We start from the raw sequence: 20,413 nt of genomic DNA, 5'->3' as shown, positions 1-20,413 counted from the left end.
CATGTCTCGCGCTCAGCTCGCCCTTCGCGTCAGCGACCTGGAAGCGTCGATCACCTTCTACTCGAAGCTGTTCGGCACCGAACCGGCCAAGCGGCGTGAGGGCTACGCCAACTTCGCCATCACAGAGCCCCCGCTCAAGCTCGTCCTGATCGAGGGGCAGCCCGGCGAGACGACCCGCCTGGACCACCTCGGCGTCGAGGTCGAGTCCACCGATCAGGTCAGCGCCGCCACCACCCGTCTCAAGGACGCCGGCCTGGCCACCTTCGAGGAGAACGACACCTCCTGCTGCTACGCCCTCCAGGACAAGGTGTGGGTCCACGGTCCCGGCCAGGAGCCCTGGGAGGTGTACGTCGTGAAGGCCGACGCCGACAACCTCGGCAAGAGCGCCGATCCCGGCACCGCCGGGGACGCCTGCTGCACCGGCCAGGCGACCGTGGACGCCCCGGCGGCCGCTGGATGCGCCTGCGGCCAGTGAGGCGAACGGCCTGAAGCGTGCGAGCAGGCGCTGCGGGAAGCGATTCGTGCACGGTCCAGGCCTCTGCCGGGTGACGCCGCAGGGCCGGAACCCGGTGGTTCCGGCCCTGCGTGTACCGGTGCGTCAGGAGCGTCGCCTGCGACGCAGCAGGCGCCTGCGGGTGTATGTCGCGGCGGCGACACCGACGGCCCCGGCCCCTGCGAGAAGCAGCGCGGTGTACGTCGTGCCGATCACCACCGGGGACTTCACCAGTTGGATGCCGGCCAGGACGAGCGCGGTCACGGCCACGGTGACGGCGACGAACACGGCGATCTCCAGCGGGAGCAGCAAGGGCGGCACGCTGTCCGGCGTACCGCGCCCCCCACTGGTCTCGCCTCGGCCCTCGCCGTCGCTCACCTGATGATGTCGATCCACGTCGCTTCCCTCCGCTCGCCCGCGACGAACAGGTGCGCACACGCCTCGTCGGCGCTGCCGTCCTGGTGGGTGATCTCCCGGCCGTTGCCGCTGATCAGCCGGCTCCCACAGCACTCGTCGGCACAGGTGCGACCGGGCGGAGCGCGGTGAAGTCCTGGAACGCGTCGCGGGTGGCGGAGAGCAGCAGCAGCCACTCGTCGCAGCCCTGCCACGGGTGGAGGTCGCCGCCGCCTCCGCGCACCACCCGCGGTCCGTCCCCCGTGCGGGGGCGTGCGTCCACCGGCGCGTCCTCGAAATGCGGTATCCACATGTCGGCGCAGATCTCGTTCGCCGACCCCATCGCCGCCAGCCCGAAGGCGTTCTCCGCCGCGGCCGTGCGCTCCTCGTCGGCGAAGTCGTCGAGCACCTGCTCCTCGTCCGGCCTCCCGTCTCCGCGGAAGGTCAGAGTGGTCGTACCCGCCCGGGCCGCGTATTCCCACTCCGCCTCGCTGGGCAGCCGGAAGGGCAACGCCCCGAGCAGGTCGTCCAAGTCGTCCTCGAACCGGGCCGTGCTCGCGTCCGATTCGGCGAAGGTGTCCTCGTAGTCGGGCAGCCAGTGCCGTGCCTGCGCCACCGTGAGCGGATGCCGGGCGATCAGGAACGGCTCGACCCGCACGTCCCGCACCGGCCGGGCCCGGTCGGCGTCGGCGAAGAACGCCGCGAGGTCGTCATCGGCGCCGTCGGCCCGCTCGATGGCACGCACCGCGTCCAGTTCCGCGTCGGACAGGCCCATCCGGAACGTCCCACCGGGAACAGCCCGGAAGACCACTCCGGAAGGAACATGCCGCCAGGCCGGTCGGCCGGCCACGGTCTCTTGAGCCCACATGGTGCCGGACGCTAGCAGTCGGGCATGCCCGACAGAGAAGGAGCCCCCCCGCCCGAAGCAGGCGGCCGGCGCTTCGCCCCGGCACGGAAACCCGGCGTCGTCCGTGCGCCGGTCACACCGGGGTACGGACGACGATCCCTCCCCCGTGCCGGGGCGCGGACGCCTGTCCGGGGCAAGGCGCCGGTTCCCCGCCCGGGGCGCGGTCACCGCCCGGGGCGCGGTCACCGCCGGGGGCGCGGTCACCGCCGGGGGCGCGGTCACCGCCGGGGGCGCGGTCCCCGCCCGGAGCACGGTCCCCGCCCGGAGCACGGTCCCCGCCCGGAGCACGGTCACCGCCCGGAGCACGGTCACCGCCCGGGGCACGGTCACCGCCCGGGGCACGGCGTCCGTCCCCCGCACGGGGCGTGGTCACCGGCGCCGGGCCCGGCGGCGCTGGGCGCTCAGGCGGTTCAGTGGACGCTGTCCAGCTTGGCCCGCTGTTCCGGGGTCAGGTCGAGATCCACCGCACCCAGGCTTTCCTCCAGCTGTGCGACGGACGAGGCACCGACCAGCGGGAGAACCGGGATGTCCCCGCCCATGAGCCAGGACAGCACCACCTGGTTGACGGTCGCGCCGGTCTCGGTGGCCACCTCACGGATCGCCTTCAGCCTGGGCTGGGTGCCCGCGTGGTCGAAGCCGGGGCCGAGCGGCTTGTCGTCGCGGACGTACGCGCCGGAGATCAGGGGGGAGTACGCGACCTGGGTGAGCGAGGGGTTGGCGCGGAGGTAGCTGAGGAGGTCGCCGCTGACCAGGCCCTGGTTGCCGTCGGGGGAACGCATGCTCGGGATGTCGGTGCGCTGGCGCAGGTAGCTGTGGTGGTGCTGGAGCACCTCGTAGCCGGGGACACCTGCGGCGGCGGCCAGGGCGCGGGCGCGCTCGATCCGCCAGGACCAGTGGTTGCTCGCGCCGAGCAGCCCGGCCACTCCGTCGGCGACCACCTCGGCGAAGCCCTGGACGGTCTCCTCCAGGGGGGTCCGCTCGTCCATGATGTGCGCGTACAGCAGGTGGATCTTCTCGATGCCGAGGTATTCCCTGCTGCGCTCCGCCGACTCGCGGATGACCTTGGCGGACAGGCCCTCCACGTCGAGGCTGAAGGTCTGGGTGGGCTGGTTGGGGCGAGCGCCGAGCTTCGTGGCGATGGTGATCTCGTCGCCGATGCCGCGGCTGCGCAGCCAGCGGCCGACGAGCTGCTCGCTCTCGCCGCCCTGTGTGCCGTGCACCCAGAACGCGTAGTTGTTCGAGGTGTCGATGAACGTGCCGCCCGCCTCGACGAACCGGTCGAGGATCGCGAAGGAGGTCGCCTCGTCGACGGTGGTGCCGAAGGTCATGGCGCCGAGGCTCAGGACGCTGACCTCGCGACGGGTGTCGGGCGAGCTGCCGATGACGCGGTACTTCATGGTGAACCCTTCAGTGGTGGGAGGTGGCCGACTCGGTGCCGGCGGAGGCCGCGGCACGGACCGGCAGGTCCGCGAGCAACTCCGCCACGACGGCGTCGAGGTGGGGTACGAGGTAGAAGTGGCCGCCGGCGTACACGCGCAGGCGGAACGGGCCGGTGCTGTGGTTCCGCCAGGCCAGCGCCTGCGGCTCGTCGACCCGCGGGTCGGCGTCGCCGATCAGGGCGGTGACGGGGCACCGCAGCGGGTCCGCTCCGCGGAACCGGTACGTCTCGGTGGCTACGTAGTCGCTGCGGACGGAGGGCAGGATCGCGGCGAGCAGCTCCGGGTTGTCGAGCATCCCCTGATCGGTGCCGCCGAGCAGCTTGATGTCGGCGATCAGCTGGTCGTCGGTCGCGAGGTGCACCGATCCGGGAGCGGGTATCGACGGGGCGCGGCGGCCGGAGACGGTGAGAGCGGCGGGCGGGAAGCCCGCGTCCCGCAGCCGGCAGGCCACCTCGAAGGCGAGGGAGGCGCCCATGCTGTGCCCGAAGATGCTGAACGGCCGGTCCGGCACGAGGCGTTGCAGCAGCTCCTCGGTGATCAGGTCGGCCATCTCGTGCAGGGACTCCACACACCGGTCGGCGAACCGCTCCTGCCGGCCGGGGTACTGGACCACCAGCACATCGGCGTGCGCGGCCAGCCGGGCCGAGAACGGGAAGAAGTACGAGGCGCTGCCGCCGGCGTGCGGGAAGCACAGCAGGAGCGGGGAGCCGGCCGGCGCGGCGTGGAAGCGGCGCAGCCACGGGCTGCCGGTGGGTGGGACGGCGTTCGGGTGCGGCCGTGTCATCCGGTGCTCCTGGCACGCCCGTTGCCGCTGCGGGCTCGGCGGGCCGTGATGGGGATGTGCTTGTAGCCGGAGACGAAGTTGGAGCGGAGCCGCTCGGGAGGGCCGGCCGGCCGGAAGTCCTCGAAGCGGGTGAACAGCTCGTGGAACAGGGTCTTCAGGCTGACGCGGGCGACGCTGTGCCCGATGCAGTAGTGGGGGCCGATACCGAAGGCCAGGTGCTTGTTGGGCCTGCGGCGGATGTCGAACTCCTGGCCGCGCGTGAAGACGGTCTCGTCGCGGTTGGCGGAGCCGATCCAGATGACGACCGCGTCCCCGGCGCTGATGCGGGTGTTGCGGATCTCCACGTCGCGGGTGGCGTACCGCAGGAAGTGGTTGACGGGCGAGGCCCAGCGCAGGGCTTCGTTCAGGGCCGTGTCGTCGGCCTCCGGGTGTGCCGCCCAGTCCTGGAGCACTCCCGTGTCGATGAACTCGGCCATGACGAAGTTCGGCGGGTGGGGGGTGGTGACGTTCGCGCCGAGCAGGAGGCTGTAGCAGTTGGCGACGATCTCCTCGGACGCCATGTGCCGGCCCTCGAACTCCGTGGAGATGAGCACGCTCAGCAGATCGTCCCCGAGGTTGTGGCGACGGAACCGGACCAGGTCCTGGAAGTACGCGAACAGGTCGCGGTGGGCGGCCTTCAGGGTGACGTCCCGGCCGCCCGGGTCCTGGTACTCGGGGTCGTCGGCGGCGATGCACACCGTGGTCAGCCGGCTGAGCCAGGCCCAGTCGGAGGTCGGCAGGCCCATCATGGTGCCGGTGACCGACATCGGCATGGCCAGCATGGTCTGCGCGAAGTCGAACGTGCCGCCGTCGCCGAGTGGTTCGATGAGCGGGACGACCAGGTCGCGGATCATCTCGCGCTGCCGGTCGACCGACTTGATCGCCAGGGCTTTCTTGAGGCGTCCCTGCATCTCGGTGTGGCGGGGCGGGTCGGTGGCCGCGAGCTGCTTGCCGCCTGCCGGGTCGTCCGTGCCCAGCAGGTCGAGCATGGTGCCGCGTTCGGAGGTGAAGGTGGCGGTGTCCCGCAGGACCCGGTCGGCGTCCTCGAAGCGCACGATGTTCCAGAACCAGCGCTCGTCGTCGACCTCGTGGCGGGTCAGCGTGTCCAACGTGCGCATCCGTCGCCAGACGGGGTGCGGGTCGCCGTCGCTGTAGAGGGCCGGATCCACGAGGTCCACGCCGTCGGCGGGTCCGGCGGCGGCCGCGTGCATCGGGCAGCCCGGCGGCGGAGCGAGTGAGGGTCCGGCAGGGGCGGGTGTGGCATGGACGGTCAAGGCCCGTCTTCCTTTCACCGTGATGGGCAGGAAGGCGCCGTGCCGTGTGCCACGCTTCGCCCCTCTCCTCGCAGCTCCGGACCGTCGTGCGCCGAGGAACGGCACGGCGTACGGCGGCGGGCGGGAAGCCAGGAGCGGGAAACCCGAGGGGATGCGGTGGGTGGGCTACACGGCAGAACGGGATGCGGCTCCGGAATACTGCCGGAGCTCGTCGTCCCTCACAGCGCGACGGGGAACCAGCCGGTCTGCGCGGTGCGACGGCCGATGGACGGCCGGGCCTGGAAGATGCTTCCGGCACAACGTACATGACACCGGCGGGAAGGTGAAGACCGAACCGGATTCCATGGCGCCGTCAGTCCGGCACGGTGTCCAGGAAGCCGCTCTTGCCTATGAGGTAGGCCAGTTGGGCCCGGCTGCGGCTGCCGAACAGTTCGGCGGCCCAGCGCATGTGGTTGGAGACGCTGCGCGGACTCATACCGAGGCGGCTCGCTATCGCCTCGTCCGTGTGGCCGTTGACCATGTGCCGCAGGATCGTGCGCCGGACCTCGTCGGTGAGGAGCGGAGGGAGCCGGCTGCTGGGGAACTTCCGCAGCGGCTGGGCCCGCTGCCAGGCGTGGTCGAAGAGCCCCACCAAGTAGCGCACCACGCCGGGATGTTCGACCGCGAGTGCCGTGTCACGCCGCTCCGAGCCGGGGTCGGGGATGAACGCGATCTTCCGGTCGCAGACGATCAGCCGGTCGAACACCTCGTCCAGGGTGCGCACTTCGCCGCCCGCCTGCGAGATGCGTTCGGCGTAGGTGAGCGTGGGCTGGTGGGTGCGGATCGTGTGCTGGTAGATCGTGCGCTGCGCAACCCCGCGGCCGATCGCCTCCAGATCGCTCTCGAGCGCCTTGTCGAGCAGTTCCTGGGGGCGGCCGCCGCCGGGCTGAGCGGTCAGCAGCTCCTGCTGGCAGGCGTGCACGGCCGCCGAGAGGGTGGCGCTGATCGCCTCCTGTCCCCGCACCGCACGGATCAGGTGCGACTCGCCCTTCCCGTAGCTCTCCAGGTAGGCGTCCTGGGCCCGGTTGATCGAGGCGCGCAGCGTCGCGAGAGCGGTCCTCTTCTCCTCGATGACGTCTTCGAGGTGGTCCAGCCGGGCACCGGCCGCCAGGCGTGGCGGGATGGCGGCCAGGCTGCCGTCGGGCAACCGCTGGACCAGGCCCAGGTCCAGCAGACATGAAGGGCACTCGGTGGCGGGGGTCCGGCCGCGAAGGGCGTCCGAGTAGTACTGGAGCCCCTCGTCGCAGAGGACTCCCTCGCGATCCTCCGCCTCATTGTCCTCGGTTGTGCACATATTTCCCCCTGCTGGTTTCAGCAATGCGGGATCATCCTGCTCGATCCTCGATGACCTTGCACGCCGATACGTGCATGCTTCCGACGGGGAACCACCACAGCTCTGCCGCACAACCGCCACAGCCCCGGACACCGGAGGAGCCCGAGCCGGGTTCTGTACCGCAGATGTCCGGATCTTTCGCAGAAGCAAAACAATGGGGGACAGATGAACAGGAACGTTCTCAGACACATACTCGGCGCGCTTGCCCTCGCGGGCGTTGCCTTCATCGGCGTCGGCGCCGCCCAGGCCCCGGCCGACCGTGCCCCCGCCGACCAGACCGTTCTGGCCGACTCCCAGTGGGGCAGCAACCCCACCCCGGACGTCGGCGAGGACGACTCGCAGTGGGGCTGATCCCGGGCCCGCCCTTTTCGATCCCTGGCCTGCCCGTCCCGGGGGCGCCCTGCTCGATCCCGGGCCTGCCCGTCCCGGCACACCGGCATTGATCCCGGCGCACGCCGGCCGGCCCGCCCTGCCCTGATCAACGGAGCGGCGATCCACGCGGCGGCTCCCGTACGCCGCATGTCACCCCTCTTCCCACAGATTTCGGAGGTCGCTTCGTGCTGCCCGAAACGCCGAACGGTGCGTCACCCGACGGCCACACCTGGTATCCGGCCACCCGGGTCCAGCAAGGTATGTGGGTCCTGGACCGCGACGCGCTGCTGCGGCCCACTCAACTGGTGCCCACCGTTGTGGAGTTCACGGGCCCGGTCGACCACGAGGTGCTGGTCTCGTCCGTCCGGAAGGCCCTCGCGCGGCACCCCTCGCTGCGGGCCCGGTTCCGGCTCGACATCAAGCGCCGCCGGGTCGAGTACCACACCGACGGGCCGCCCGCCGAGCCCGCACTGCGCGACGCCGCCGTGGAGGGATGGAGCGAGGACGACGTCGACGACCGCGTACGGACCCTGAGCGGCGCGCCCTTCGACCTGGGCCGGGACGCGCCCGCTCGCGCCGAGATCATCCGCCTCGGCCCGGAGCGCACGCTCCTCGTCCTCAACGTGCACCACATCGTCTTCGACGGGGTCTCGCGCGGCATGCTCCTCGACGAGATCCGCTCCCTCTACCGCGCCGGACTCGACGGCGTGGAGCCGGAACCGAGCGACCTGCCGCACCCGGCGACGGTCGCGGCGGAGCGCACCCCCGAGGAGATCGAGGAGCAGGTCGCCGACGTCGTCGGCCGGCTCCGCGGCGCACCCCCCGAGGTCCGGCTGCCGTTCACCCGCACCCCGTGCGAGGGCGAGGAGTCCCTGCTCGGCGCCACCCTGGCGACGGCTCTCGACGAGGAGACCACCGAGAAGGCGATGGCGGTGGCCGCGCAGGAGGGCTGCACCCCCTTCATGGTCGGGGTCGCCCTGCTCGCCGGCACCCTCGCCCGTACCGGGCCGCAGCGTGACTTCCTCATCGCCTTCGCCTGGCCCGGACGGGACGATCCCGCCACCGCGGACGTGATCGGGATGTTCATGACCACGGTCGTGCTGCGCGTCACCGTCGGCCCGGGCGACACCTGGCGCGACCTGCTCAGCGGGGTGCGCGTCAGCGGCATGGAGGCGTTCGTCGACAGCGACGTCCCCCTCGATTCCGTCTCCGCCGCCCTCAACCCCGACCGCAACGCCCTGTGGCCGCCGCTGTCGCCGGTCCTCGTCAACCTCGACGAGGCGCCGCGGTCCCTGGAGCTCACCCCGGATGTCACGGGCCGGCTCCGCCCGCTCGACCCGATGTTCGTCAAGTACGACCTGGCGATGTTCGTCCGGCTGGAGGACACGGCGGGGGGACGGCGACTCGCCCTCTCGCTGGACTACCCCGTCAACGTCTTCGGCCACACCGATGTCTCGCGCTTCCTTCACGATCTGCGGCGCAGCGCCGCGGGCCTGGCCACATTCCCGGAGAAACCCGTGCTCGAAGAGTCCGTACGCCCCACCGCCGCCCCCGCCGACCTGGACGACCCGACGGCCCGCCTCGAACTCGTCCGCTCCGTGTGGAACGAGGTCCTGGACACCGACGAGTTCGCCGACGACGTCAGCTTCTTCGAGGCCGGCGGCGATTCCCTGCTTCTCGTGCTCCTCGTGGAGCGGCTCGGCCAGGTCTCGGGCCGAGAGGTCCGGACCATGGACCTGTTCCGCTCGCCGACCGTCAGCGGCCAGGCCGAGCTCATCGCCGGCGCCGCCGCATCGGCCACCGAGCCCACGGGTGGCAACCGATGACGGCCGGTGCGCTGGCCGCCGAGGTCATGGAGATACCGGACGGCCCGGACGCGTTCGGCGACGCGAGTTTCATCGCGCTCGGCGGTGACTCGCTGCGTGCCATGCGCCTGGCCGGAGTGCTCCAGGAGCGCCTGGGGCTGCGCGTCCCGATCATGGAGTTGCTCGGTGACGCCCCGCTCACCGAGGTCCTCGCCGCCGCCACCCCCGCGGCCCCGGCGACCGGGGCGGCACCGGCATCCCCGTCCGGCCTCGACACCGAGCAGGCACTCACTCCCGCCCAGCGCGGTATGTGGCTGATCGAGAAGGTGGCCGGGGGCTCCCCGTACAACCTGGTGTTCCGGTGCTTCAGCCGGGGTGGCCGGCTGGACCCCGGCATCCTGGCCAAGGCCCTCGCGGCCACCGCCGCACGCCACGAGGGACTGCGGGTCGTCTTCCGCGAGACCGGCGACGACGTGGTCCAGGAGGTTCTCCCCGTCCACGCACCGGACGTCGTCGAGTACGTCCACGACGACCCGACCGAGACCTTCGAGGGCCACGTACGGCGCCGCAGTGCCGAACTGGGCCGCGAGCCCTTCGACCTGGCCGCCGCTCCCGCCTACCGGTTCGCCCACTTCACTCCGGCCGACCCCTCCGACGAGCGCTCCGCCCTGGTACTGACCGCGCACCACATGGTCCTGGACGGCTTCGCCGTGGGCTACCTGCTGCGCGAGATATTCGACAGCTACGCCGAGTCGAAGGCCGAGTGCGAACGAGCCGCCCAGAGCCTCGGCAGCCCGCTCTCCGCCCTCCGCCGGCACCAGGAGGAGGCCCGCGCCCGAGGCCTCTGGGACGAGCAGACCGAGTTCTGGAAGCAGCACCTCGCCGGGGTCCCCAGCGTCCTCGAACTCCCCGCCGACCGGCAGCGCCCCACCCTCCAGGACGGTGCCGGCGACCGCCTCGGCCTCGACCTCGGCCCGGCCACCACCGACCAGGTCGGCCGCCGGGCGCAGGCCCTCGGCATCACCCCGTACTCCCTGCTCCTGGGCGCCTTCGGCCTCTGCCTGGCCCGGCGCACCGGCAACCGCCGGCTCCTGGTCGGCGTCCCGCTGCTCGGCCGCGGCAGCTCCGAGCTGCGTCGGCTCGTCGCCGTCACGGGCAATCTCGTACCCCTTCTGATCGACGTGGACGACGACCTCGACGTCGCCGCGTTCCTCCGGGGGGTGCACCGCAATCTGGGTGCCGCCATCGACGCCGGCGACCTGCCGTTCGAGGAGATCGTCGCCCGTCTCGGCATCGAGCGAAGCCTCGGCTGCCACCCGCTCGTCCAGGTCTGCTTCGGTATGCACGACCAGCTGGTGCCGAGCGAGCTCAGTGCCGGGCCGGTCCGGATCCAGATCGAGGAAGGACACGGCGGCGGCTCGCAGTTCGACCTGACCATGCTGATCGGCCAGGCGGACCCCTCGTTCGCCGGCCACCTCGAATACGCGACCAGCGTGTGGCACGAGGCCGAGGCCCAGTCCTTCGTCGCCGATTTCCTCGCGACCGTCGAGCGGGTCAGCGCCGCCCCCGAGGCCCGCCTCGAGGACGTCCGCTGCATCTCCGCCGAGGGACAGCACCTGCTCGACGAGATCAACGAAACCGGCCGCGACTTCCCCCGGACGTCCCTCGACGCGCTGTTCCGCGAGACGGTGGCGCGTCACCCCGACACCGTCGCGGTCCGCGACGCGCATCACTCCCTCACCTACGGCGAACTCGCCGCTGCCGCCGCCGAGCAGGCCCGCCTGCTGATCGCCGCCGGAGTCAAGCCGGGCGACCGGGTGCTCGTGGGTGTGGAGCGGTCGGTGGCCGAGACCGTCGCCGTGCTCGGTGTGCAGTGGGCGTCGGCCGCCTACGTGGGGATCGACCCGGCGCAGCCGGACAGCCACCTCGCGCGGATCGTGGAGCGGGCCCGGCCCAGCGCCGCGCTGACGGGTCCCGTCGGCTCATCGGCCGCGCGCCGCTTCGCGGAGCTCGGCGCCCCGGCCGTGCCGGTCTGGGAACCCGGCTGGCGGCCCGCCGACCCGCGGACGGTGCCCGCACCGCCCGAGGACCCGGCCCGCCTCGCCTACGTCGCCTTCACCTCCGGCTCGACCGGCCGTCCCAAGGGCGTCGGCGTCCCGCACCGCGCGGTGATCCGCCTGGTTCACGAGGCGGGTTACGTGCGGCTCGGCGAGGGCGAGCGGATGCTGCGGCTGTCCCCGCTTTCCTTCGACGCCTCCACCCTCGAACTGTGGGGCGCGCTGTTGACCGGCGCGACCCTGGAGGTGCACCCGGCCGGACTGGCCTCGCCGACCGAGCTGGGCGCCTTCCTGCGGGAGCGGGGGGTCACCGTGGCATGGCTGACCGCCGGGCTGTTCCGGCTCGTCGAGGAGTTCGCCTCGGACTCGCTCGGCAGCCTGCGCCAGCTCCTCACCGGTGGGGACGTGGTACCGCACGAGCACACCGCGCGGGTCCTGGCCCGGCACCCCGGCCTGGTCGTCACCAACGGCTACGGCCCCACCGAGAACACCACCTTCACCACCACCCACTCGGTGGCACGTGCGGAGGACGTGGACGGGCCGCTGCCCATCGGCCGCCCCGTCCCCGGCACGCGCGTGTACGTGCTGGACGGGCGCCGCCGGCTGCTTCCGCCCGGTGCCGTGGGCGAGTTGTACACCGGCGGTGAGGGCCTCGCCGACGGCTACCTGGGCGACGAGCGGGAGACGGCCCGCGTGTTCGGGCACCTGTCCCCGGACGTGCCCGAGCGGCTGTACCGCACGGGCGACCTGGTCCGGATCGACAGCCGGGGCCGGGTGCGCTTCCTCGGCCGCGCCGACGACCAGGTCAAGCTGCGCGGTTACCGGATCGAGCTGAGTGCGATCAGCGACGTTCTCGCCGAGCATCCCGGGGTGCAGGACGCCGTGGTCGTCGTCAGCGAGGGCGACAGCGCCGAGAAGCGGCTCGTCGCCGCCGTCGTCCCGGTGCCGGGTGCGGCCGTCGGCACGGCCGGGCTGCGCGACCTGCTCACCGAGCGGCTGCCGTCCTACATGGTCCCGGCGCTGTGGGCCGTGGTGGACCGGCTGCCCGTCACCGCCAACGGCAAGGTGGACCGGCGTGCACTGGCCGCGCTCGCGGGGCCCGCGAAGCAGATCTCGGCCGTGACCGTCACCGGGGCTGAGCCGAGGGCCGTGGCCGAGACCTCGGCCAGGACCGTGGCCGGAGCCGTGGCCGGGACCGAGGCCGGAGCCGTGGCCGGAGCCGAGGCCGGGACCGTGGCCGGAGCCGTGGCCGGGACCGAGGCCGGAGCCGTGGCCGGAGCCGTGGCCGGGACCGAGGCCGGGACCGTGGCCGGGGCCGGGGCCGGGGCCGGGGCCGAGGCCGGAGCCGTGGCCGGGACCGAGGCCGGGACCGTGGCCGGGGCCGGGGCCGGGGCCGGGGCCGAGGCCGGAGCCGTGGCCGGGACCGAGGCCGGGACCGTGGCCGGGGCCGGGGCCGGGGCCGGGGCCGAGGCCGGAGCCGTGGCCGGGACCGAGGCCGGGACCGTGGCCGGGGCCGGGGCCGGGGCCGGGGCCGAGGCCGGAGCCGTGGCCGGGACCGAGGCCGGGACCGTGGCCGGGGCCGGGGCCGGGGCCGAAAGCACGGCCGGGGCCGAGGCGCCGGCCGGGATCAGCCTGGAAGGCATCGCCGCACTGTTCGCCGCCGTCATCGAGGCGCCGGAACCGGTCACCGGCATCACCGAGGACACCGACTTCTTCGTGATCGGTGGCAACTCCCTCGGCGCGGTCCGCCTCATGCGCCAGGTCAAGCAGCAGCTGGGGGTGTCCGTCCGGCTGCGGGACTTCCTGCTGTCCCCCACGCCCGCCGGGCTGCGCGCGCTCGTCGAGAAGGCCGCGGTCTGATGGCCCGTACCGCGGCGCCGGTCCCGCCGCTGTCCCTGACGGACGGCGGGCGGGCACCGGAGTGGGACGAAGGACTGGAGTGCTGGGTCGTGGCCGACCCCCGCCTGGCCCGGCAGGTCCTCAACCACCCCGGCTTCGCCTCGGGGACCTTCGAGCGCTCCTTCCAGCTGTACATGGCGGACACGACCCGCGCCGAGTACCGCGAGCTCACCGAGTTCCTGCGGCTCTGGTTCGTCCAGGCCGACGCCCCCGAGCACACGGCGCTGCGGCGCCCCGTCCAGCGGATGCTGTCCGCCTCGTACGTACGGTCCCTCACGCCCCGCGTCGAGGAGATCACGGAACAGTGCCTGACCCGGCTCGCGGCCACACGTCCCTGCGACGTGATGCCCGCCGTGGCCGAGGGCATCTCCGGCGAGGTGATGGCGCACGTGGTCGGCGTCGACGTACCACCGCCGGTGCTGCACGAATGGTCGCGGACCCTGTCGCTGTTCATCGGCGCCATGTACCGCCGCGACCACGCCCGGGCGGCACAGCGGGTCATGGTGGAGATGACCGAGGCGCTCGCCGGGGCGCGCGCCCTGGAGGACTTCCCCACCGACACGCCCGAGGACCGGGCGCGCACCAACGCGACCTGGGCGATGTGCCTCTTCGGCGGCCTGGAGACCACCGCCTCGCTGCTCGGCTCCACCGTGCTCACGGCGCTCGGCGACCGGGAACTGTGGGAGGCGGTACGGGCGGACCGGCCCGGCGTGGTCGAGAACCTGGTGGAGTCCGTGCTGGTACGCCGGCCCCCGCTGCGGCACCTGGGGCGGGTCGTCGCCCACGACCAGGAGATCGCCGGAGCCCGGCTGCGCACCGGCGACCTGGTCCTGGTGAGCCTCACCGGGCAGGGGCCGCTCGACGAGGCCGCGCCGGACGCGGTGTGCCCGGTCACGGGCGCGTCCGCCCCCGCGGAGACACCCGCCGACGAGGGCACCGACCGGAATCTCGTCTTCGGCTACGGGCCGCACTACTGCGTCGGCGCCCCGCTGGCCCGTATGGAGGCGGCGGTCCTGCTACGCAGCCTCGCGCGGCGGTTCCCGAAGGCCCGGCTGTCCGACGAGGCCGCCGTGTGGGGCCCCAACCTCAGCTACGTCGGTCTCGACCACCTCTACGTCGACCTGGGCGGAGAAGCCTGACATGTCCCTCCCTGCCGTGTCCTCCTCCCCCTCCGGTGAGCACGCCGTCGCCGTCGTCGGCATGGCCTGCCGGCTGCCCGGCGCGCCCGACGTCCGGGCGTTCCGGTCGCTGATCCGGGCGGGCCGGGACGGCATCAGCCGCCCCACCCGTGAGGAGCTGCACCGGCGCGGGGTGGATCCCGCCTACGTGGGCCGGGAGAACTTCGTACCGGCCATGGGCGTCATCGAGGACTCCCGCCGCTTCGACTGGTCCTTCTTCCGGTACAGCCGGGCGGAGGCGGCGGCGATGGACCCCCAGCAGCGGGTCTTCCTGGAGTGCGCGGCCACGGCGGTCGACGACGCGGGCATCGACCCCGCCCGGTTCCGGGGACGGATCGGCGTGTACGCCGGTGCCGACCGCTCGGGGCCCGGCCGGGACGATGCCGCGCTGGGCGAACTGGCCCGGTACATCGGGCGGGAGAAGGACTTCGTCGCCACCCGGGTGGCGTACAAACTGGGGCTGCGCGGCCCCGCGATCACCGTGCAGACGGCCTGTTCGACCTCCCTGACGGCCGTGCACCTGGCGGTGCGGGCACTGCGGGGAGGTGAGTGCGACGCCGCTCTCGCCGGCGGGGTCACGGTGATGCCGCACGGCGAGTGGGGCTACCTCTTCGAACCGGGCGGGATCCTCGCCCCGGACGGGTACTGCCGCCCGTTCGACGCACGGTCCGCCGGAACGGTGCCCAGCGAGGGCGTCGGTGTCGTCGTGCTCAAGCGGCTCGCCGACGCCGTGCGCGACGGCGACAGGATCGCCGCCGTCATCGCCGGAACGGCCGTCAACAACGACGGCGCGGACAAGATGGCGTACACCGCGCCCTCCGCGGCCGGGCAGAGCGAGGTGATCCGGGACGCCCTGGAGGACGCGGGGATTCCCGCCGCGGCGGTGGGCCACGTGGAGGCGCACGGGACCGCCACCCGGCTCGGCGACCCCATCGAAGTGCAGGCGCTGACGGAGGTGTTCGGGCCGGCCCGCGGGGAGAGCGGCCGGTGTGTGCTCGGCGCCGTGAAGGGCAACATCGGTCACACCGGCGCGGCCGCGGGGGTCACCGGTCTGATCAAGACGGCTCTCATGCTGGAGCACCGGGAGATCGTCCCGACGGCGCACTACACGACTCCCAACCCGCTGCTCGAACTGGACGGTTCGCCGTTCCGGGTGGCCACCGGGCTCGAGCCGTGGGCGCCGCGCGAGGGCCGGGCGGAGCGGGCCGGCGCGGTCAGCTCGTTCGGCGTCGGCGGCACCAACGCGCACGTCGTCCTCACCGAGGCACCCGCCGCCCCCCGGCCCGCGCGAACGGCCGGCCCGCAGGTACTGCCGCTGACGGGGCACACACCGGCGGCGCTCGCCCGGCTCGGCTCGGCACTCGAGGAACGCTTCCGCGACGGCGTGGACGGCCCCGATCCGGCCGGGGCCGCCCGGACCCTGGCCGGGCGGCGCCTCCACCGGTTCCGGCAGGCCGTGGTCGTCCGGGACACCGAGCACGCCGTCGAGGCGCTGCGCGCCGCGCACGGCGCGGCCGAACGGCTCGGCTCGCCCGGGCGGCTGGGCAAGGTCGGCTTCCTCTTCCCCGGCCAGGGTGTTCTCAAGGAGGCGGCGGGCGAGGCCGCGCACCGTCTGCTGCCGCAGTTCCGGGCCGCGTTCGAGGAGATCCGCAAGACCGCGGCCGACGACTGCGGCGTGGACCTGGGGCCCGTGGTCACTCCGGGCGGGACGCACGAGGGCACGGCCGACTGGTTCTCCGACACCGTCCACCAGCAGCTCGGCCTGTTCGCCCTCGGCTACTCCTTCGGCCGTCAGCTCGTGGCCTGGGGCATCACCCCGCACGCCATGCTCGGCAACAGCATCGGCGAGTACACCGCCGCGGCCCTCGCCGAGGTGTGGTCGCTGCCCGAGGCGGTCGGCCTCGTCCATGCGCGGGCCCGCGCGATGCGCGACGCCGCCCCCGGCCGCATGGTCGTCGTCCACGCCTCGCCCGAGGACGTCGAAGCCCTGCTGCCGCAGGACTGCGGCGTCACCGTCGCGGTACGCGGCAACGGGTCCGCCGTTCTCGCCGGCGGCGAGGCGGAGATGGACCTCCTGCTCGCGGGGGACGCCCTGCACGGGCTGCGCGTCACCCCGGTCCACACCCGGCGTGCCTTCCACACGCCGGCCATGAACCCGGCAGCCGAGGCGGTGCGGGACCATCTGTCGTCGATGCCCGCCCGTCCGCCCCGGCTGCCGTACATCAGCAACACCACCGGCCAGTGGGCCGATCCGCAGGCCGCGGTCAGCCCGGAGCAGTGGGCGGCGCACCTGCGCGAGCCGGTCCGCCTGGACGCCTGTACGGCCACGCTGCTCGGCTCGGGCTGCACCACCTACCTGGAGCTGGGGCCCGGCGGGTCGATGACCGGCTCGCTGCGGGCCGCACCCGGCTGGGACCCCGCCCACCGGACCGTCCGGTTCGCCCCCGGCCGCCCGGAGGGCCAGGAGGCCGGACTCCTCGACGCGATCGGCGCCCTCTGGGAACTGGGCGTGGACCGCGCCCTCGACACCGTCCTGGACAGCCGGCACGGCGATCCCGGTGACCGGCCGCCGCGCTGCTCGCTGCCCGCGCACCCGTTCCTGGGAGAGGACCCGGATCCGGAACCGGCGGCGGCCCGGGGGGAACGGGCAACGGCCGCCGTACGACCCGGCGCGGCCCCCACCGCGGCCCCCCGGGACACAGCCGTGCCCCCGGCCCCCCGGACGGAGCGTTCCGTGCGGTCGCTCCTGGAAGAGGCGTGGTGCCGGACCCTCGGCGTCACCACCGCCGCCGACCCGGACGACTTCTTCGGCCTCGGAGGCGAGTCGCTGCTCGCCCTCGCGCTCACCACCGCCGTCCGCGAGCGGGTGGGAGCGGACGTGTCCGTCACCGACTTCATGCGGAAGGCGACCTTCGGCGGACTCGTCGAGCTGGTGGAGCGCGGGCTCGGCGACCGGCCCGGCCCGGCCTCCCCCCTGCCGGGCGTGGCCACGCTGCGGGAGGGCTCCGGGCGGCCCTTCTTCCTCGTCGCGGACGCCCTCGGCAACGCCCTGCCCTACCGGGCCCTGGCCGCGCGGCTGGTACTCGACGGCGACCGGCCGGTCCTGGCCCTGGAGCAGTCGGCCCACGACGACCGGGAGGGGCGCCGCTCGGTCGGTTCCCTCGCCGCCACGCACGTGAGGAACCTGCTGCGGGCCCAGCCCACCGGCCCGTTCACCCTCGGCGGATGGTCCTTCGGCGCGGTGGTCGCGCATGAGACCGCCCGGCTGCTCGCCCTGCGCGGGCATGAGGTCGACCTGCTGGTCTCGCTGGACGGATACGTGCCCGACACCCACCCACTGCCGGTCGCTGCGGCCCCCCGCTTCATGCTCGGCGGGCTGAAGGCCGGTCTGGACACGCTGCTCGGCGTCGGGCCCCTGGCCGCAGTGCACCGCCGCAGTCCCGAGGCGCGCCGGCGGTTCCTCGCGGGCCAGGCCGCCGTACTGGCCCACCGGCCGCGCCCGGTGACCTGTCCGGCCGTCCTCTTCAAGGCGGAGACGGACCCCCCGGCGGCCGGCCGGCTCGCCCACCGCCTCGCGGGCCTCTACCCGGCAGGACTGCGGGTGACGGCGGTGGGCGGCGACCACTGGTCGATGTTGAAACCGCCGTACGTCGACGACCTGGCCGCACGCATCGGCGAGGCACTCGGCCCGGACACCCGGTCCGGGCCACCGCACAAGGAGAGGAACGACTCTTGACCGTCTCGCAGACACCTCCCGGCACCGAGTCCGAGGACCCGGCGCCGCAGGACACCGACGCCGGCGGGGGCACCGACAAGCCCGAGGACACCGAGAAACCGCTGCTGCGCAATCGCGACTTCCAGGCACTGTGGACCAGTGAGGCGTTCGCCGCGCTCGCGAAGGAAACGGCGGAGGTCGCGTACCCGCTGCTCATCCTCACCACAACGGGTTCGGCCTTCTACGCGGGAGCCGTCGGCTCGGCCCAGCTCATCACCACCAGCCTGTTGTCCATCCCCGGCGGCACACTCGCCGACCGGATGGACCGCCGGCTGCTGATGATCATCTGCAACCTGGTCCGGGTCGCCCTGCTCGGCCTGTTCAGTGTGCTGGTCTTCGCCGGCCAGACCCAGCCCGCCCTCGTGTTCGCCATCGCCGTCGGTTCGGCCGCCTGCCTCGGCATCTCCAACCCGACGGGGCTCGCCGCCATCAAGCAGCTCGTCCCGCCGTCCCAGCTGACCCAGGCCACGGCCCAGAACCAGATCCGGTACTTCGCCGCCACCATGGGAGGTCCGCCCGCCGGCGGCCTCCTGTTCGGCGTGGCCCGCGCGTTTCCGTTCCTGAGCTCGGCGATCGGCTTCCTCGTCTCGACCGTGTTGCTGCTCTTCATCCGCAAGCCGATGAAAGTGGAGCAGTTCACCCCGGGCGAGAAGCGCAACACGGCCGAGGGCTTCCGCATCCTCGCCCGGCAGCCGGTACTGCGCCTGCTGATCGTCTGGATCATGGGTTCGAACATGGCGTTCACCCACTCCGGCGTGTTCCTCGCCCTGATCGCCACCGCCGAAAGCCGGGGTGCCTCCTCCGGGTTCACCGGCGTCCTGCTGTCCATCGCGGGCCTCGGCGGCCTGGCCGGCTCACTGATCGCGGGACCCGTCATCAAGAAGGTCGCACCGGCGAAACTCTTCCTGGCCGCCGCCTGGATCGGCCCCGTCGCCGCCGTCCTCCTGGCCAACGTCTCCGGCCTCGTGCCGCTCGGCATCATCGTCGCCTGCGTGTTCCTGCGCGGCCCGATCACCAGCGCGCTGTTCCTCGCCTACCTCGCCGCGATGGTCCCCGACAAGGCGCAGGGCCGGGTGCTCGGCGCGGTGATGTTCATGTCGATGATCGCGGCCCCGGCCGGTGTGTTCATCATCGGCACCGTCTTCGACCAGGCCGGCCCGGTCTGGGTGTTCACCATCATGGCCGTCATCTCCGGCCTCGCCGCCCTGCCCACCCTCAGCCCGCGCATCCGCGGGCTCGCGCCCCCCGAGGCGTACACGGACACCGCCACCACCGGCGCGCCCGCCGAGGGCGGCCGCTCCCAGGAGGCTCCCGCAGCCCCGCACAAGGAAGGGGATTCCTCATGACCACCGAGCTGCCCCGCACCCAGGAACAGCTTCCCCCCGAGTTCTTCACCGCCCCCGAGGGCAACGACCTGCACACCGCCAACGCAAAGCTGCGCGCGAGCGGTTGCCCGGTCCAGGCCATCAACTACCCGGTGGGCGGCGAGGGTTACGTCGTCGCCGACTACACGACCGTGCTCAAGGCGTTCAGCGACCCGCGGCTGTCCAAGCGGGTCGACAACGCCCCCGCGTGGTTCCGCGACCTCGTCAAGGACTCCAGCCCGGTCCTGGTGCGCAACATGCTGACCGCCGACCCGCCGGAGCACACCCGGCTGCGCAAGCTCGTCAGCCGCGCCTTCGTCCCGCGCCGGATGGAGCTGCTGCGCCCGCGCGTCCAGGAGATCACCGACGAGCTCATCGACGCCTTTCCCGAGCAGGGCGAGGTGAACCTGATGGAGTTCGCCTTCTCGCTGCCGATGCGGGTCATCTGCGAGTTCCTCGGCGTCCCGGTCGCGGACCGGCCGCAGCTGCACACCTGGGGCAACTGGCTCAGCGGCGCACCGTATCCCGACGCGGAGTCCAACGAGAAGCTCAAGGACGCCAGCGAGAACATCGAGCGCTACCTTCTCGACCTCCTCGCCGACCGTCGCGCGAACCTCGGTGACGACCTGGTCAGCATCCTGGTGCGGGCCGCCGACGAGGAGGACCGCTTCACCAACGACGAACTGGTCTCCACCCTGGTCCTGCTGATCATCGCGGGCCACAAGACCACCGCCAACCTCATCGGCAGCGGCACCCACGCGCTGCTCACCCACCCCGACCAGCTCGAACTCCTGCGCTCCCGGCCGGAACTGGCCGATTCCGCGGTCGAGGAGTTCCTGCGCTTCGAGTCCCCCGTCTACCGGGGAACCCTGCGCGTCGCCGCCGAGGACATGGAGCTGGGTGGCTGCCCCATTCCCAAGGAGAGCTTCGTCCACCTGCTGATGGGCTCCGCCAACCGGGACCCCGAGGCCTTCGAGAAGCCGGACGAGCTCGACATCACGCGCACCGCCAACCGGCACCTGGCGTTCGGCCAGGGCGCGCACTTCTGCGTCGGCGCCCCGCTCTCCCGGGTCGAGGGCAACATCGCCTTCACCACCCTGCTGCGCCGTCTGCCGGGCCTGCGCCTCGCCGTCCCGGCCGACGAGATCGACTGGCTCTTCGACAACTCGACCAGCCGCGGCCTGGTGAAGCTGCCCGTCACCTACGACGCCCGCCTCGCGGCCGGCACCCGCCCGGCCGCCGACACCTCCCAGGACCGCTGA

General features: G+C 73.0%; 14 protein-coding genes. 8 read left to right on the top strand and 6 right to left on the bottom strand.

All coding sequences use genetic code 11. The annotated features are described in order from the left end of the window. Position 1 precedes the first annotated feature (1 nt). The gene (locus FDO69_RS27680; protein WP_104782914.1) at positions 2-475 is read left to right on the top strand and encodes an ArsI/CadI family heavy metal resistance metalloenzyme; all 474 of its coding nucleotides are present in this window, start codon (positions 2-4) and stop codon (positions 473-475) included. Between the two features lie 123 nt (positions 476-598). Here the strand turns inward: FDO69_RS27680 and FDO69_RS27675 are convergent, their stop codons facing one another. The 6 genes from FDO69_RS27675 to FDO69_RS27645 form a co-directional block, all read right to left on the bottom strand. After that, positions 599-889 carry a hypothetical protein gene (locus FDO69_RS27675; RefSeq protein WP_138430195.1) on the bottom strand — a complete coding sequence of 97 codons (291 nt, stop codon included), beginning with the start codon at positions 887-889 and terminating at the stop codon, positions 599-601. 94 nt (positions 890-983) lie between these two features. Then, positions 984-1,661 (bottom strand): formylglycine-generating enzyme family protein, encoded by a 678-nt coding sequence (locus FDO69_RS27670; RefSeq protein ID WP_199838332.1) that lies wholly within the window; start codon positions 1,659-1,661, stop codon positions 984-986. Positions 1,662-2,203: 542 nt separating this feature from the next. Continuing rightward, on the bottom strand, positions 2,204-3,190 hold the full coding sequence (locus FDO69_RS27660) for an aldo/keto reductase (protein WP_104782904.1): 987 nt from the start codon (positions 3,188-3,190) through the stop codon (positions 2,204-2,206). A 10-nt stretch (positions 3,191-3,200) separates the two neighbouring features. After that, positions 3,201-4,016, bottom strand: coding sequence for a thioesterase II family protein (locus FDO69_RS27655; protein WP_104782902.1), 816 nt, complete (start codon positions 4,014-4,016; stop codon positions 3,201-3,203). After that, positions 4,013-5,329: a cytochrome P450 gene (locus FDO69_RS27650; RefSeq protein WP_234388143.1), complete on the bottom strand. Its 1,317-nt coding sequence runs from the start codon at positions 5,327-5,329 to the stop codon at positions 4,013-4,015. Before FDO69_RS27650 ends, FDO69_RS27655 begins: the two co-directional genes overlap by 4 nt. Positions 5,330-5,681: 352 nt before the next feature. Continuing rightward, positions 5,682-6,662: a LuxR C-terminal-related transcriptional regulator gene (locus FDO69_RS27645; RefSeq protein WP_104782896.1), complete on the bottom strand. Its 981-nt coding sequence runs from the start codon at positions 6,660-6,662 to the stop codon at positions 5,682-5,684. A gap of 204 nt (positions 6,663-6,866) precedes the next feature. Between FDO69_RS27645 and FDO69_RS27640 the strand changes: the two genes are divergently transcribed. From FDO69_RS27640 to FDO69_RS27610, 7 genes are all read left to right on the top strand, one after another. Then, the gene (locus FDO69_RS27640; RefSeq protein WP_104782893.1) at positions 6,867-7,052 is read left to right on the top strand and encodes a hypothetical protein; all 186 of its coding nucleotides are present in this window, start codon (positions 6,867-6,869) and stop codon (positions 7,050-7,052) included. A 206-nt stretch (positions 7,053-7,258) separates the two neighbouring features. After that, positions 7,259-8,899, top strand: a complete 1,641-nt coding sequence (locus FDO69_RS27635) for a condensation domain-containing protein (RefSeq protein ID WP_234388142.1) — start codon at positions 7,259-7,261, stop codon at positions 8,897-8,899. After that, the gene (locus FDO69_RS27630) at positions 8,896-12,795 is read left to right on the top strand and encodes a non-ribosomal peptide synthetase (RefSeq protein WP_104782890.1); all 3,900 of its coding nucleotides are present in this window, start codon (positions 8,896-8,898) and stop codon (positions 12,793-12,795) included. The genes FDO69_RS27635 and FDO69_RS27630 overlap by 4 nt, the downstream gene beginning before the upstream one ends. After that, positions 12,795-13,973 carry a cytochrome P450 family protein gene (locus FDO69_RS27625; RefSeq protein WP_104782887.1) on the top strand — a complete coding sequence of 393 codons (1,179 nt, stop codon included), beginning with the start codon at positions 12,795-12,797 and terminating at the stop codon, positions 13,971-13,973. The genes FDO69_RS27630 and FDO69_RS27625 overlap by 1 nt, the downstream gene beginning before the upstream one ends. A 1-nt stretch (position 13,974) precedes the next feature. After that, a complete protein-coding gene (locus tag FDO69_RS27620; RefSeq protein ID WP_104782885.1) occupies positions 13,975-17,748 on the top strand; it encodes a type I polyketide synthase in 3,774 nt (1,257 codons plus the stop codon). Next, entirely contained in the window at positions 17,745-19,133 is a 1,389-nt protein-coding gene (locus FDO69_RS27615; RefSeq protein WP_104782883.1) for an MFS transporter, read from the top strand. Before FDO69_RS27620 ends, FDO69_RS27615 begins: the two co-directional genes overlap by 4 nt. Continuing rightward, entirely contained in the window at positions 19,130-20,413 is a 1,284-nt protein-coding gene (locus FDO69_RS27610) for a cytochrome P450 family protein (RefSeq protein ID WP_104782880.1), read from the top strand. The genes FDO69_RS27615 and FDO69_RS27610 overlap by 4 nt, the downstream gene beginning before the upstream one ends.

The organism is Streptomyces tibetensis (genome assembly GCF_007655005.1).
GTDB classification, from domain to species: domain Bacteria; phylum Actinomycetota; class Actinomycetes; order Streptomycetales; family Streptomycetaceae; genus Streptomyces; species Streptomyces tibetensis.
This window is presented reverse-complemented; position numbering and strand designations above follow the sequence as displayed.

What these genes read in the sequence shown, in the direction of transcription:
- FDO69_RS27680 (WP_104782914.1), top strand. Translation starts at nt 2, where the DNA reads ATGTCTCGCGCTCAGCTCGCCCTTCGCGTCAGCGACCTGGAAGCGTCG.
- FDO69_RS27670 (WP_199838332.1), bottom strand. Translation starts at nt 1,661, where the DNA reads ATGGGCCTGTCCGACGCGGAACTGGACGCGGTGCGTGCCATCGAGCGG.
- FDO69_RS27660 (WP_104782904.1), bottom strand. Translation starts at nt 3,190, where the DNA reads ATGAAGTACCGCGTCATCGGCAGCTCGCCCGACACCCGTCGCGAGGTC.
- FDO69_RS27655 (WP_104782902.1), bottom strand. Translation starts at nt 4,016, where the DNA reads ATGACACGGCCGCACCCGAACGCCGTCCCACCCACCGGCAGCCCGTGG.
- FDO69_RS27645 (WP_104782896.1), bottom strand. Translation starts at nt 6,662, where the DNA reads ATGTGCACAACCGAGGACAATGAGGCGGAGGATCGCGAGGGAGTCCTC.
- FDO69_RS27640 (WP_104782893.1), top strand. Translation starts at nt 6,867, where the DNA reads ATGAACAGGAACGTTCTCAGACACATACTCGGCGCGCTTGCCCTCGCG.
- FDO69_RS27630 (WP_104782890.1), top strand. Translation starts at nt 8,896, where the DNA reads ATGACGGCCGGTGCGCTGGCCGCCGAGGTCATGGAGATACCGGACGGC.
- FDO69_RS27625 (WP_104782887.1), top strand. Translation starts at nt 12,795, where the DNA reads ATGGCCCGTACCGCGGCGCCGGTCCCGCCGCTGTCCCTGACGGACGGC.
- FDO69_RS27620 (WP_104782885.1), top strand. Translation starts at nt 13,975, where the DNA reads ATGTCCCTCCCTGCCGTGTCCTCCTCCCCCTCCGGTGAGCACGCCGTC.
- FDO69_RS27610 (WP_104782880.1), top strand. Translation starts at nt 19,130, where the DNA reads ATGACCACCGAGCTGCCCCGCACCCAGGAACAGCTTCCCCCCGAGTTC.